At 65.1% G+C, this 14,622-nt stretch carries 12 protein-coding genes and 1 tRNA gene; 8 read left to right on the forward strand and 5 right to left on the reverse strand.

What is annotated here, in order from left to right:
• The first annotated feature begins 151 nt into the window (after positions 1–151).
• The 6 genes from AAF604_01525 (at position 152) to AAF604_01550 (ending at position 8,581) form a co-directional block, all read left to right on the forward strand.
• On the forward strand, positions 152–868 hold the full coding sequence (locus AAF604_01525; GenBank protein ID MEM7048302.1) for a hypothetical protein: 717 nt from the start codon (positions 152–154) through the stop codon (positions 866–868).
• A 75-nt stretch (positions 869–943) separates the two neighbouring features.
• Positions 944–1,043, forward strand: a tRNA-Sec gene (locus AAF604_01530).
• 546 nt (positions 1,044–1,589) lie between these two features.
• Positions 1,590–6,608: an FG-GAP-like repeat-containing protein gene (locus tag AAF604_01535; protein MEM7048303.1), complete on the forward strand. Its 5,019-nt coding sequence runs from the start codon at positions 1,590–1,592 to the stop codon at positions 6,606–6,608.
• A 250-nt stretch (positions 6,609–6,858) separates the two neighbouring features.
• A complete protein-coding gene (locus AAF604_01540; protein ID MEM7048304.1) occupies positions 6,859–7,473 on the forward strand; it encodes a hypothetical protein in 615 nt (204 codons plus the stop codon).
• An 8-nt stretch (positions 7,474–7,481) separates the two neighbouring features.
• Complete coding sequence (locus AAF604_01545; protein MEM7048305.1) at positions 7,482–7,961, forward strand: DUF4442 domain-containing protein; 480 nt, start codon at positions 7,482–7,484, stop codon at positions 7,959–7,961.
• Positions 7,958–8,581: an NTP transferase domain-containing protein gene (locus AAF604_01550; protein MEM7048306.1), complete on the forward strand. Its 624-nt coding sequence runs from the start codon at positions 7,958–7,960 to the stop codon at positions 8,579–8,581. Before AAF604_01545 ends, AAF604_01550 begins: the two co-directional genes overlap by 4 nt.
• Before the next feature lie 31 nt (positions 8,582–8,612).
• On the opposite strand, the gene AAF604_01555 is transcribed toward AAF604_01550, so the two are convergent.
• Positions 8,613–8,831 carry a zinc ribbon domain-containing protein gene (locus tag AAF604_01555; protein MEM7048307.1) on the reverse strand — a complete coding sequence of 73 codons (219 nt, stop codon included), beginning with the start codon at positions 8,829–8,831 and terminating at the stop codon, positions 8,613–8,615.
• A gap of 151 nt (positions 8,832–8,982) precedes the next feature.
• On the opposite strand from AAF604_01555, the gene AAF604_01560 reads away from it, so the two are divergent.
• Positions 8,983–9,705 carry a DUF4412 domain-containing protein gene (locus tag AAF604_01560; protein MEM7048308.1) on the forward strand — a complete coding sequence of 241 codons (723 nt, stop codon included), beginning with the start codon at positions 8,983–8,985 and terminating at the stop codon, positions 9,703–9,705.
• A 3-nt stretch (positions 9,706–9,708) separates the two neighbouring features.
• The gene (locus tag AAF604_01565) at positions 9,709–10,347 is read left to right on the forward strand and encodes an NAD(P)-binding domain-containing protein (GenBank protein MEM7048309.1); all 639 of its coding nucleotides are present in this window, start codon (positions 9,709–9,711) and stop codon (positions 10,345–10,347) included.
• Positions 10,348–10,626: 279 nt separating this feature from the next.
• On the opposite strand, the gene AAF604_01570 is transcribed toward AAF604_01565, so the two are convergent.
• The 4 genes from AAF604_01570 to AAF604_01585 all read right to left on the reverse strand — a co-directional run bounded on the left by AAF604_01570 (position 10,627) and on the right by AAF604_01585 (position 14,621).
• Positions 10,627–11,484, reverse strand: a complete 858-nt coding sequence (locus tag AAF604_01570; protein ID MEM7048310.1) for a YajG family lipoprotein — start codon at positions 11,482–11,484, stop codon at positions 10,627–10,629.
• A gap of 251 nt (positions 11,485–11,735) precedes the next feature.
• On the reverse strand, positions 11,736–11,975 hold the full coding sequence (locus AAF604_01575) for a hypothetical protein (GenBank protein MEM7048311.1): 240 nt from the start codon (positions 11,973–11,975) through the stop codon (positions 11,736–11,738).
• 156 nt (positions 11,976–12,131) lie between these two features.
• On the reverse strand, positions 12,132–12,368 hold the full coding sequence (locus AAF604_01580; GenBank protein ID MEM7048312.1) for a hypothetical protein: 237 nt from the start codon (positions 12,366–12,368) through the stop codon (positions 12,132–12,134).
• A 15-nt stretch (positions 12,369–12,383) separates the two neighbouring features.
• Entirely contained in the window at positions 12,384–14,621 is a 2,238-nt protein-coding gene (locus AAF604_01585; protein MEM7048313.1) for a PQQ-binding-like beta-propeller repeat protein, read from the reverse strand.
• Between the last annotated feature and the right edge of the window lies 1 nt (position 14,622).

A 14,622-nucleotide genomic window follows, 5' to 3' on the forward strand; every position in this document is an offset into this window, starting at 1 on the left:
GCGGGCCGCTTTTCGGTTTCAGGCGGCCAGTGGGACACCACAGGGCCTGCCGGTCAAGGCCGGAGAACCCAGACAAGATCGCAGGGAACGCCTCACCTGCGAACATCCCAAGTAAAATCCTCACTAAATTCCACAAGTGAACGGAGGATGGTTGCAAGCCCAAAGCTCAAGTCGTCTCTTCGTTGCCCTGCTCGTCGCGCTCGCGGTTGCTGGGCTGGCGCTCATCGGATGGGGCACGGATAGCGAGATCCCGGTCTTGACTTCCCTCGGTGGCGCCCTGCTCGGAACCAGCATCGCTTCCCTCCTCGGTGTCGCCAGTCGCTACGACCTCACAGAGCGCGTCACGAGCCTCCTCGAAGAAACGCAGCGCCCGAGCTTCACTTCCGACAACGCGAAGCTGAAAGATCACCGCAGGAAACTCCATCGCTACCACGCTTCCAAGCAGAACGGCTCGTTCATCTGGCAGTACGACATCCTCGATTTTACGAGCTCCAAGGATCCCGGAAGGCTTCGAACCGATGTAACGATCGGGCACGCCCGCGGCGCCAACAAAACCTACGCCGTCGAAGGAGGCTTCCGCGACCGGAGATTCGTCAGCTTCCAGAAAGCAACCATCGGTGACGAAGAGACAAGCGTCGGGGTCTATCCAGATCTCGGAAAGTCCTTCCTCGACAAGCACGTTGGTCTAGTGTTCAAAGAGACTTGGGACGGAACACCCATGTTGGCCCCCTCGATCATCAGTAACGAACCGATCGAGCCTTCCCTGCCGGAGGGAATCGTGTCCGCCGAGTTGGGATTGCGTCTCGACCGGATCTGGCGGAGCGGGATCCGCAACTACACGGGCAAGATCGAGGAACTGCTGAAATAGCAGAGCCTTCTCCCCTCTCGGTGCTTCCTTGATTGCGTGAGCTTCGAGCCATCGGAAAGTGTAGGATGGCGCCATGGAAGCGCTCGGGGGCTGGTGCCTCCCGCGGTCTTCAAAACCGTAGTCTCGTTCCGGTTCCGGCTCGAGGGGTGGGTTCGATTCCCATGCGCTTCCGCCAAATCCCGGCTCCGCCGGGATTTGGGAGGAACCGCATGGGAATCGGTGTGCGGCTCCCTCTGACGAGGTCGCAGCACGACGATTCCCTACGTGCTCCAAAGACCCTCACCATCAGGCTCTCGAAGTTCCGCTTGGAATCCACTCGGTGGCTCCCTCTGACGGGGTCGCTTCACGGCGATTCCCTTCTGCTCCAAATTCCTTCTCCAAATGGCACGAGTACTGCCGACGGAGATGCGGTGGGCAGCTCCCTCTGACGAGGTCGCTTCACGGCGATTCCCTGTTGGCTCCAATACCCTCTCCAGATGGGCCAATTCACGGCCTTGGGAATCCGCAGGCGCCTCCCTCTTCGAGGTTCGGCGCCTCCACCTGATGGGATCCCTGCCACCCGCTCGTCGAACCCGGCAGTGCTCGGTGACCTAGTAGCTTTCGCGCGAGGTAACGTGGCACGTACGAGACGGATCGGGCCCTTCCTGAGACCGAAATTCGGGATCCTGCGCTCTACCGGGCAGAAGGCTGAATCGCCTTTCTGGAACCAGGAGAGCCACGAATGCGATACCGGATCGATCATCAGGAAGAGCTTCTCTTCGTCCTCCTCCTCACCGCCGTTGTCCTTGGGTTGGCCCTGCCAGCCATGGCGGCAGAGGTACCCTTCGGTGGCTTTTCCGCGATCGAAGATCCCTTCGATGGTGCCGTTGACCTCGGCGTTGCCGATTTGGACGGCGACGGCGACCTCGACCTTTTCGGCTCAGCAGAGATAGCCGATGACGTGGCTTGGTGGGAGAACACTGCCGGCGATGGCTCCGCCTGGAGCCGCCATGATCTCGAGCTCGATTTCGACCTGGCTCGGGGTGTCGCCGTCGGTGACCTCGACGGTGATGGCGACGCTGACCTCGTGGGCGCCGCCTTTTTCTCCAGCGCGATCCTCTGGTGGGAGAACGATCTCGGTTCCGGGGCCGCCTGCGGTGGCGATTTTTGCGAGCACACCGTGGATGGCTCTGCATTCGGCGCCAATGCAGTGGCCCTGGCCGACATCGACCGCGATGGTGACCTCGACGTGGTCGGCATGTTGCGCGCCGGTGACGCTGTCGTCTGGTACGAGAACCCCGGGGACGGTTCGAACTGGACCCAACACATCGTCGATCCCGACTTCGAAGGAGCCCAGGCAGTCGCACTGGCAGACCTGGACGGGGACGGGGACACCGACATCTTGGGTGGTACCGGCGAGGGCGGCGGCGAGTTCAGTTGGTTCGAGAACGATCTGGACGGTGCGGGCCCCTGCCCCGCCGACTGGTGCGAGCACATCCTGGACACCGGCAATACCGCCAGCGTGGCGATCGCCGACCTGGACGGCGATGGCGACCTCGATCTCCTGCGAACGAGTATCAGCCCGGGTGCTGCGTGGTGGGAAAACACTGCCGGCGATGGCTCCGCGTGGACCGAGCAGCTCATCCCGATCTCGATGCTCGACGGGCGCGCCATCAGCACGACGGACCTCGACGGCGATGGCGATCTCGACGTCCTGACCGACGGGAGGGATCTCGCCGTCTGGCTGGAGAACACGAACGGCGACGGCTCCGCGTGGACCGAACGATTCTTGGGCCCTGGGGACGGGTTCAAGCTGCTCGCAGCAGACCTCGACGGGGACGGCGATCTCGATCTGGCTGGAGCATCGAGGCGGGACGATGTCGTCGGTTGGTGGGAGAACCGAACCCCGCATAGGAGTGCCGTTTTTCCCGATGAGCGCACGATCGGCACCGGTCTTCAGAGGGCGTCTTCTGTGACCACCGCAGATATCGACGGGGACGGTGATCTCGACGTTCTGACCGCTGCAGAGCTCCGCGACGAGGTCGCCTGTTGGGAGAACACCTCGGGAACCGGAACCGCATGGACGAAGACGACCATCGACGGGGGATTTCTGGGAGCTCGTTCGGTGGCCGCGGCGGACCTCGACGGCGACGGCGATCTCGACGCCCTGGGAGCGGCCTTTCATGCGAACGCCGTGGATTGGTGGGAGAACACGGCGGGAGACTGTACGTCTTGGATTCGACATCAGGTCGCGACGGGCTTCCGAGCCGCCTGGGACGCACAAGCTGCAGACCTCGATCGAGACGGCGATCTCGACATCATCGCCATGGCCCTCTGGGCCGACGACATTGCCTGGTGGGAGAACACACTGGGAGACGGCTCCGTCTGGACCCGCCACGACATTGCCCTCGACTTCGATGGCGCAGCCTCGGTCCTCGCCTCAGACATCGACCGCGATGGGGACATCGACTTGGTGGGAGCTGCCGCTCACGGGGACGACATCGCCTGGTGGGAGAACACGGCGGGAGACGGCTCCGTCTGGGTTCACCGCGACCTGATTCGCGACCTCGACGGGGCGTCGTCGGTCGCCGCTGCCGACATCGACCGCGACGGAGATATCGATATCTTGAGCGCTGCCCAGCACGAGGACGCCATCACTTGGTGGGAGAACACGATGGGAGACGGCTCCGCCTGGTCCCGCCGAGATATCGATCTCAACTTCGAAGGCGCCTTTACCGTGGCCGCCGAGGACCTGGACGGCGATGGCGATGAAGATGTGCTGGGCGCTTCCGGGACCAATGGTGGCGTGATCTGGTGGGAAAACGTCGAAGGGGACGGTTCCATTTGGAACCGGCAGATCGTCGACAGCAACTTTGCAGGGTCTTTCGACCTCGCCGTGGGCGACCTCGACGGCAACAGCATTCCTGATCTCTTGGCGGTAGGTGGCGGTAATCGAGTCGCCTGGTGGGAGAATCGCGGTGGCCACTTCGCCCTGCCAACCTTGGACGCCGTGACCTCACCGACACCCAACGACGGGACTGACGATCTGGCACTCCTGCGCATCGATGGGGTCCATCGCGGAAGGCTAGGAGACGAGGCCGCCGAGTTGGCGACCTTGGAGTTGAAGTTCGAAGAAACTGAGGGAGACCCCCTGAGTGACTCGGAGCTGAACGCGCTAGTCGACTCTTTGATGCTCTTTCGCGACGATGGGGACGCGATCTTCGAACCCACCACCGACGACACCCTGTTCTTCACCCAAGGAGCACCTTTCGCTCTGACCAACGGCGTGTTGACCTTGACGATGATCGACGGCGACCCTCACGTGCTCTTGGCCCATGGCTCGGATCAGTCGTGGTGGCTCGCTGCCGATATCTCGCCTTCTGCTACCACAGCGACGCCGGAGACCTTCCAGGTCAGCCACGTCACCAGCGCTTCCTCGTCCGGCGAGATGGCGGCAAACGACACGCCTCTGGTGCTCGAGTTTCAAGCCGACATCTCGTCGTCCTCCATCGAGATCAACGACCCCCCGGTGGTGAGCTCACCGATCGCCGACCAAACGGTCGACACTGGCGTGGCGGTGAACATCGAGGTCGCCGGCAGCTTTGCCGACGAAGAGATGCAGACGTTGAGCTTCGAGGCAGTGGGGCTGCCCGATTCTCTGACCCTTTCTCCGGCCGGCGTCATCACCGGAACTCCAACCCTCGGCGACGTCGGCGCTTCGCCTCATCTGGTCATGGTGACCGCAACGGATCCGGGTGGGCTCACCGTTTCGGACACCTTCTTGCTTTCGGTCGACTTCTTTGGAGGAACGATCGTGGTGGACGGTGCTTGTACTTTGAAGGATGCCATCGAGTCCGCCAATGCCAATCTGGATCAGGGTAACTGCCATGGCGCCGGTGGGGTCGAGACGATCCGGCTGGACGTCGACGTGACCTTGACTGCCGCAGATACGGCAGGCTCTTCGAATCTCGGCGGCGAGCATGCCGGCCTTCCCGACATCGCCTCGGAGGTGATCTTGAGGGCCGGCGCCGCCGTCGTCGTCGAGCGGGATGCCTCTCTTCCTTGCGTAGCCGATGGCAGCGACCAGTTCCGTCTCTTCAATATCGTCTCGGGCGGTCGCTTGGTTCTCGAAGGACTGACCCTACGGGGCGGGTGCGCTCAGCTCGGCGGTGCCATCCATTTGGATCTCGGTGCCGCCATCGAGGCTTCGGGTTGTCTGTTCGAAAACAACGTCGCGCAGGCCGATTCCAGCGACAGCATCGCTCGTGGCGGCGCCATCCACGCCGCCTCTCAATGGAGTGGAGTGACGATCGCCGACTCGGAATTCCAAAACAACCATGCGCGCGCAATCCAGGACTCGGCAGCGGGCTCCGGTGGTGCCCTCTTCCTCGCTTCCGGGGCGGGACAGCCCGCGATGCTGATCGATTCCGGGTTCTCCCACAACACGGCGGCCTCAGGCCCAGACGGAGATGCTCACGGAGGTGCCATCTTCGCGGCTCTCGACGCTCTCGGAACGATCGCAGGCTGTACGTTTTCACAGAATCAAGCCCTGGGCGGTGCCGGCGCGACCGGTGGTGGTTCCGGACTCGGGGGAGCGCTTTATGCCTGGGAGGTCCCAAACGTCTCGGAGACTTCGTTCCACGCCAATCTGGCGAGAGGCGGTCACGGAGGAAGCGGGTTCGGCGGCTTGGCGGTGGGGGGAGCGGTCTTCAAGCTCGACAACTCGGGAAGCTGGAGTGGATTGATCTTCGACGGCAATCAAGCAGTGGGCGGAAGCAGTGACCTGGGCGAAGCCGGTCGTGCCCAGGGAGGTGGCCTCTTCACCAACGCCGTCGAGCTGACGAGAAGCTACTGGTTCGGGAACCTCGCCCGCGGCGGTGACGGAGTCGTGGGTGGGGCTGCGTTGGGCGGTGCGGCCCTGGTCAATGCCGGATCCTGGTTCGAGGACGCGACGGTCGCCAGCAATCGGGCCCGCGGCGGCGACGCGACCTCAGGAGCCGGTGGAGACGCCAGCGGTGGCGGCCTCACCGTCGCCGGATCGACGACCCTGAGAGCGATGACCTTGACGGACAACGAGGCGCGGGGCGGCGACAGTAGCGGCGGAGGTACCGGAGGTCTGGCCTTTGGCGGAGCGATCGAAGGCAGGGTCCAACTTCAGCTCAGCCACAGTACTCTCACCGAGAACAGAGTGCTGGGAGGATTAGGAGACGGAGGCGGAGGCACCGCCGAAGGCGGCGGTTTGTGGATCGCGATCACCTCTTCCACTGCGATCGACAATACAGCTCTCGCCGGCAACTCGCGCACCAGCGGCGGAGGGTCTCCGACGGCTGAGGACTGCCACACCAGCGCTCCGATCGGAAGTTTGGGCCACAATCTGGTTCAAACCCCGGGCAATTGCACCTTCGCCGCCACCCATGACCAGGTCGGCGTCGATCCTCTGCTTGCTCCCCTCGCCGAGCTCGGCTGTACGACCCCATTGCCGAACGGTTCGTGCCTACCGGTCCACGCCGTTTCCCTCGGGAGTCCGGCTCTAGACCAGGGGAGCTGTGCGATTTCCTCAGCAACCCGAGACGTCCGTGGTTTCCTGCGGCCCTTCGACCATTCCAGCTCCGGCAACGCCGACGACTCTTGTGACGTGGGAGCTCACGAGCTCGTCGACAGCGACGGCAATGGGATCGACGATGCCCTGCAGCCAGACCTGATTTTCGTCGACGGCTTCGAGTCCGGGGGTACGGGCCGGTGGTCGTTCAGCGGTCCTTAGGCAAGGAAACCCGTCTCGGGACCGCTGAGCCCCCTCTCCCCAAGCCCCAGATCGGCTCGGAGCCGGAACAGCTCTCTGTCAACATCGCCTTGAGCCCCGGCCGATCAAGACGCTGAACCGGGAGCCGCTTCCGTCAGATAGAATCGAAGGCCAATCTTCCGGGGCCTGAACAGCGGCCTCGCCGGACTTTCCAACCCGACCTCGAGCCCCGCTCCACGCGAGCCCAACCAACGTGAGAAAGGACCGCACAATGCGCGCTCTGGCCCTGATCACCCTCGCTCTGATCCTCGTCGCCTGTAGTGGCGGCGAGGGTGCTTCGCCGGCGTCGGCCGGTACTTCCGATGGCGGCGGCACGCCGGAACCGATCGGCCCGATCACGACCCGCGGCGGCGGCGGTTCGCCTGCCGACTCTGGCGGTGGCAGCGGCCAGTTGACGGTCGACCTGCCGGCGGACTGGACCGAGGAGACTCCGAGCTCTCCGATGCGGCAGATGCAGGCCTCGATTCCCGGCGAGGCCGGGCCGGGCCAGATCGCCATGTTCCACTTCCCCGGCCAGGGCGGCAGCGTGGAGGCCAACCTGACGCGCTGGATCGGCCAGATGGAGATGGCGCCCGGCGATCAGCCGCGTCGTGAGACTTTCGAGAGCAACGGCCTGCGCGTCACTTGGCTCGATGTCGCCGGCACCATGCTGCCGAGCACGATGGGGGTCGGACCGACCGAGCGGCAGCCCAACTTCCGCATGCTGGCGGCGGTGATCGAAGGCCCCGGCGGCCCGTGGTTCTTCAAGGCCACCGGCCCCGACGCCACCCTCGCCGCCCAGCGCGACGCCTTCGTCGAGATGCTGCGCGGCCTGAGCGCGGCGTAGCACCGGACGTGGGCCGCCGGCGCACCTGGCTCCAGAGCCTCCGGCTCAAGGCCATCAACTTCTATCCGCCCTTCGTCGGCGCCGGTATCCGGGTGACCGAGATGCGACCGGCGGAGGGGTCGATTCGGGTGCGCATGAAGCTGCACTGGTGGAACCGAAACTACTTCGGCACCCACTACGGCGGCTCCCTCTACTCGATGTGCGACCCTTTCTTCGTGCTCATCCTGGCGCAGCGCCTGGGCCGCGACTACATCGTGTGGGACAAGGCCGCCGAGGTCCGCTTCGTCCGTCCGGGGAAGGGCACCGTCGAGGCTCATTTCCGCATCACCGGCGATCAGGTCGAGGAGCTGCGGCAGCAGGCGGAGTCGGCCGACAAGGTCGAGCCGACCTTTGTGGCCGAGGTCCTCGACGACCAAGGCGAGCTCGTCGCGCAAGTGGAGAAGCGCCTCTACATTCGCAAGAAGAGCGCCTCGGGCTCACCTTCGTGAGCTCCTTCCCTCCCCTGGCCGCGGGCCTTCTGATCGGCGGTGCCAGCCGCCGCTTCGGCCGCCCCAAACAACTGGCGGAAGTCGCCGGCGTTTCCTTGGCGGAACAGGCGTATCGCGCCCTCGCGGGCCGCGTCGGGGAATGTGTTCTGCTGGGTGCTGGGCCGGTGCCGCCCGCCCTCGAGGCCCTGCCACAATGGCCCGACGATCCTGCCGCAGAGGACCTGCGCGGCCCGCTGGCGGCCATGCTCACCGCCTTCCGAAGGCGCCCGGACCACGGCTGGATCTTCGCTCCCTGCGATCACCCGGCGGTGCGTCCCGAGGCGGTGGACTGGCTGATCAGCGAGCGACGGCCGGCGCGCCGCGCCATCCTGCCGATGACCGGCGATCCGCGCGAAGTGCAGCCGTTGCTCGCCCTCTACGAGCCATCGGCAGCGGCGCTGCTGGAAGACCTCGCCGCCACCGGCCGGCACGGCCCCCGGGCGCTCGCCGAAGGGGACGGCGTCGCGCTGCTGGAGCCACCCACCGAGCTCCACCGGTGTTGGCAAGACATCGATACGGTAGTGGACCTGGAGCGCTACCGGCGCGAGGCGGAAGCGCCACCGGCAGGCGAAGAAAATTGACGATGCGACCGCCCGGGCCGCTCGCCTAGCCTCAAGTGAAGCCGGCGCCGGCGCCGCAGGCCGGTTCGCCACAGCCCGCTGCTTCCTGCGAAGAGCCGCTGCCGCCATGAGCAGCGAAAGTGGAGAGCTGACGCTGTACGCTGTCGGCCCGGCAGCGCGGACAGCTCAAACCCTCGCCGTCGTCGCCGATTCGCTGAAGCACCTCGAAGCTGTGGCGACACTCGCTGCAGGCATACTCGTAAAGGGGCATGGCAAACTCTCCTTTGCGAAGGTCGAAATTCCCTCCGCTGGGTTCTATTCTGGCATCGAACCCCGGGACCGCCAAGAACGTAACCACCGGCACGGTTCCTGCTTCCATTCTCAGGGAATCAACCACTGCTGCCGGAAGGAGAATCACCCCCATGATCCAGCGGATCCTCAGAAGCTCTCAACTCGTCGCCGTCGCGTGCCTGCTGGCCTTTGCCGTCCCGGTCGCCGCGGACACCCTGCTGACCCTCGAGCGCACCCAGCAGGGTGAGAACGAAAACCCCTCCGAAATCGAGATCTGGATCGGGAAGGACCGCGTCAGCCGGGCCGACGGACGCACCACCATCGTGCTGGAAAAGGCGGCCAACGAGCTCCTGGTGGTCAACCACCAAGCCAAGAGCTTCAGCCGCATCGCCCTGCCGATCGACGTCCTCGCGATGCTGCCCGAAGAGATGAAGTCGATGGCCGCGATGTTCGATCTCGAGGTCGCCGTGTCCCCTTCCGAGGAGACCCAGGCAGTCGGTGAGTGGAAAGGCCGGCGCTACGACCTCGAGATCACCAACCCGATGGGCATGGCGGTGACCTCGAAGTTGTGGATGGCCGATCTCGATCTCGACCTCGAGCCCTTCCGCGATCTCACCATGAGCATTGCCACCATGCAGCCGGGCGGCAAGGCGGTCGTCGAGAAGCTCGAGAAGGTCCCCGGCTTTCCGGTTCTCAACGAGACCACCTACGATCTTGGCGGCAACGTCTTCACCTTCGCCGAGCAGCTGATCTCGATCCGCGAAGGGGAGGCTCCAGCGAACGCCTACGGCGCTCCCGCGGACTACGACAAGATCGAGTGGGATCCCCTGACCGCCCTCGGCGGCGGCCCCTAAGACATGGATTCACTCGCGATTGTCGGAGTGGGCAGCGTCGGAGCGGCGCTTGGCGAGCGCTTCGCCGAGACGGGTCACCAGATCGTCTTCGGAGTCCGGCCCGGCCGCGACGTCTCGGCGCTGTTGGCGCGCTGCGGTGAAAAGGCTCGGGCCATCGACATCGCCACCGCCTGCGCCGCCGCTCCGGTCGTCTTCCTCGCGGTGCCCCACGAGGCTGCCGTCGCGGCCCTGGAAGGCATCGACCTGGCCGGCAAGATCGTCGTCGACTGCACCAATCCGGTGAGCTTCGCCGATGGTAGCCCGGCGTGGGATCCGCCACCGGCCGGCTCGATGGCGGCCGAGCTCGCCAAGGGCCACCCGCTGGCCCGCTGGGTGAAGGGATTCTCGACCATGGGAGCCCAGCTCATGCGGCACCCGGAGCTGGCCCACGGCTTCGCCACCCAGGTGCATCTCGCGGCCGACGACGTAGCCGCCAAGGAGCAGCTCGCCAAGCTGATCTCCGGCGCCGGATTCGTCCCCCTCGATGCGGGTCCACTGCGCAACGCGGCGGCTCTCGAGAATCTCGCCATCCTGTGGATCCATCTCGCCATGAAGGGCGACCTCGGTCGTGAGTGGGCCTTCCAGACGGTCGGTCGCGGTTAGCCCGACCTTCTCACCAGCTCTCGGCTACAAGGCCGTAGGTCACAGAATCTGCTGCGTTATCGGCCGGCTACACTCCTCGCAGTACGTCCAGTACGGCGTCGTCGCGGCACCGGCCGATGCCTTGCATCTTCAGCAACCTTCGACCTTTCGCCAAGAGATCTGGTGAGAACGTCGGGCTAGCGGCGACGCGGACACGAAAAAGCCGGGGCTCGAGCCCCGGCTTAGAACGTTCTCCAGTCGCTCACCGAGCCACGCCGGCGAGCCGAAACCTTCCAGCGGCTACTCGACCCGCAAGGTCGCCGCCACCCGGATGACCGACTCCGGGACTCCCGCGTCCTTCCACTTGGCCAGATCATCCGCTCCCATGGCGCGGGTCAGGCGCCGGCCCTTGAGGTAGTCGATCAGGGTTTCTTCGCCGAAGTCTTTGGCCATCAGGCTCTCGACCTCCGACAGGGCCTTTTCCGGAGTCATCGGCGCCGCCGGCTTGCCGCTTCCAGAGCGCCCCCCGGCAGCCTGCTCGCCACCGCCCCAAGCATCGCGTAGGGCGGCATCGTTGAGACCCTGGGCGAAAGCCTCGGAAAGGGCATCGCTCAGCACCTCGTTGGTGTTCTCAGAGCTGAACTTCTTGCCGTAACGGCTGGCGTCGCCGTACACCGAGCTCGACCACAGGCTCTTGCCGGCACGGTCCCGGAGCTCTAGCTCGATGGTGCACTCGGCGTTGTAGCTGGCGCCGACCGCCTGATTGGTCTCTTCGACCTCGAACTGCATCACCCGCCCCACCAACACCACGCCGGCGTCACCGGCGTCGGCCACCGAGTAACCCCACTGGCGCGCCTGCTTCTCGAGCGAATCCTCGAGGAACTTGATGACGTCGTTGGTCGCCTGCAGGTCGAAGCGACGGTCGTCATCGTCGGTGCGACTGCCGAGGTGACGATCGTTCTCGCTGGCACGCTCATCGGAGAGCAGCAGCGCCACCGAGACGCCGCGCATTGCCGAGCTGGGCGTCGAGGAGGCTTCCGCCACCGCCGTCGTCGGGCTGTAGACCAGAGCGATATTGGGATTGTTCTTTTTCGCCCAGGCCGCCGTCGAAAGCAGAGACAGGCAGCCCAGGAGTGCAAGGATTTTGGTGCAGCGCATAGGGAGAGACTCCTCGTGGATTCGTGTCCATGGCTCCACTCCGACCGGGAGCCGACTCGCCATTGTACTTCCAGTCGAGGGACGGGGAGTGGTTCGCTGCCTGCGCGGGACGAGGCGCGAAGAAAGGCCCGCGCGAGTCCGCCGTCAGGCCACCAGCAGGGCGAACACCCAGAACAGCACGAGCACCAGCGAAACGACCCCGAAACCGAGGTATAGACCCGCCACGGAGCCTGCAGCCTTGGGAGCCGGCATCAGTTCGCCAACCCTTCGAGAGGAATGAGCTCCCCTTGCGTGGCGCCCAGCAGGGCTCGCAGGTGACCAAGCTCGGCGGCGGGCAGCACGAACCGAACTCCGGTGGCTCCGACGCGGAAAAAGATCTTCTGGTCGGGGTTGATTCCACGGTCGACCTGCTCCAGGAGTCGATCCACCTCGATCAACAGGCTCGACGCGCCATCCGAGTCCAGCGACAGGCGAAAGTTCCCATACTCCATCTCCCAACACCCACAATCCAGGCAGCGCGACATCGTCCCTTTGCCGGAACGAAAGCACATCTCCTGGCACGAATCCAACGGATTGCAGCCCTTGGTGGTCATCGGTCCGTCGTTCCTTTCGAACTAGCAAAGACGATCGGTGCCGGGACGAGCGAGTCATCCCGAAGGTTCACTTTCGAAGCGAGGCGTCTGCAAGGCGCAACCGGGTTCGGTGCTGCCGGACAAAGCCTCACTCAGGACGGCAGATCCCTCTGCGGAGGTCGGGCTGGCCGGCGAGCTCGCCAGCCAGCCGCCGATGATGATCAACAGCAGGGCCAACCAAGAGAATCCAGCAAAGCAACCCAGGCGAGCGAAGGCCCCGCCCGGACGGTCGTCGTGGATCCCATGGAACATGGAGGCGTCCTCCCCTCAGCGCTTGGCGCTTTCCGAGGTAACGGACGCGGTTTGAGTCGGCGCTCCGCCTTCGGAGCCACCGATACGGAGTATCTCGGTGCCGGTGCGAATGACGAACGCCTTGGGTACGGCCGCCACACCGTAGACCGTGCCATCGATCGGCAAGGAGTTCTCGGCGACGACGGTCGGTCCCTCGTCGCCCAGCTCGAGGACCGCGGTATCGCCCTTCTTGGTGAAGAAGTAGACCCGATCCCCGGCGAGCACCGGCGAAGCCCAGCAAGAAGACGCCAGGCGATGCTTCCACTTCGACTCACCGGTGTCCGGGTCGAGACAGTTGAGGACTCCGGCCTTGTTGACGAAGGTGACGCAAGGGCCTTGAATCGCCGGCGAGCCGAAGCCCGAAGCGACGCCGTCGGCCCGCCAGAGAATGGAATCGTGCTCGACGGCACCGGAATCGTCACGCCGGAAGGCCAGGCTCTGACCGGTCTCGGAGCTCGCCGCCACCACCAGCCCAGAGCTCGCCACCACCGACGGAACGTGGTTCTTCTCGATGCCGTTGACGGACCACAGCACCTCGCCGTCTTCGGACCGGAAGGCCTCGACCCGGCCGGCGGCGCTCGACAGCACGATGCCGTCGGCGAGCTCGATCGGCGTCGTCCAGGCGGTCTTCGACGGACGATCCACCTTCCAGCGGTTCTCGCCCGTCGCCGGATCGAGAGCAACGAAGTAAGAAGGACCGCCGTGGGTCACCTGGACGATCAGGCCGTCGTCGGTGAGCAAAGGCGAGCTCGCCAGACCGTGATTGCCCTCGAACGGACCATAGTCGTTGGTCAGGGAGCGCTTCCACAGGGTCTCGCCATCGTGACTGAGGGCGACGACATCACCGCTCTCCCAGAAAGCGTAAACCCGCTCGGCATCGACCGTCGGAGTCGGGGCGCTGCGGCTCACCATCTCCGAAGCTTCGATCTTCTGACTCGCCGGATAGCGTCGCCGCCAGAGGATTTCGCCGCTGTTGAGATCGACCGCCGTCATCACCAGCGTCTCTTTCTCATCACCGACGGCCGAGGTCACATAAACCGTCTCGCCCCACACCACCGGAGCGGACTGACCGTAGCCGGGCAGAGACAAGCGCCAGCCCAAATTCTGTTCCGCCGACCAGTGGACCGGCATCTCACCACCGTCGACCCGGCCATCCCCGCGACCGCGGAAGCCGGGCCAGACGCCGGAAGCCTTCGCCAGCGCCATCGACGCGGCGCTCACCAACTGGGTGCGGTCGAGAGCTTCGACATTGGCGAGGTGGCCGTTGAAGGAGGCACCACCCACGAACAGCAGGTGGTCACCGTAGGGCACCAGGCGATGGAAGAAACGCTCTTTCTTGATCTCGCCGAGGTTCTCCTCCCACTCGAGGCTGGCGCCATCGAGGGCGTGCACGGCGCCATCGGCGCCGGAGAGGTAGACCTTGCCATCGACCCCGAAGGCGGAGACGCCGAAGCCCTTCAGGTTGCCGGCCATCTTCGGCAGCTCCATGCCTTCCGCCCAGGTCTCCGTGTCGATGTCGAAAACGTCGACGCGCCGGCTAGTGCCATCGCGACCGAGGCCGCCGAAAGCGAACACCTTGCCGTCCGCCGCCGCCACCGCCAGAGCGCGGCGCTCGAAGGGCTGCGGAATGTAACGCCAAGCCGGCATCTCCGCCTTCAGGTCGAGCACCGCCATCTGATCGAGCCAGAGGGGCTTGTCGTCCTTGCCGCGGAGTTGCCAGCCGCCGACGACGAAGAGCTGATCACCCACCACGACGGCGTCGTGGGAAGACCGACCCTGCGGCATCGGCGGGAGGTCTCGCCAGCTCCCGGCAACGGTGTCGTAGCACCGTATCGAGGGCAGCGAGTACATGTCTTCGGGATCTCCCTTGGCGTTGCGCGCCTCCATACCGCCAACGCGGCAGACGTCGTTGCCGTGGGAGACCATCGGCAATCCCTGCAAGCCCTGCACGTCGCCCACCTTCTGCCAGCCGTTCTGCGGCTGGCGCAGATCGAGGTGGTAGAAGGCGTGGGACAGGTCGGACACCGAGTGCTGATGGACCTCGCCGATGTGACCGCCATAGACATAAAGGCCATCACCGTTGACGGCGGCACCAAAGCTGGCCACGGCGACGGGCACCGGCGGCAGCTCCTCGAGAGCAGCACCATAGGCCACGAACGACACCGCCTCGACGGCGACAGCGATCAAAAGCCAGCGACAGAGTCGAGCTTGCATG

The sequence above is a fragment of the Acidobacteriota bacterium genome (assembly GCA_039028635.1).
In the GTDB taxonomy this organism is placed as follows: domain Bacteria; phylum Acidobacteriota; class Thermoanaerobaculia; order Multivoradales; family JBCCEF01; genus JBCCEF01.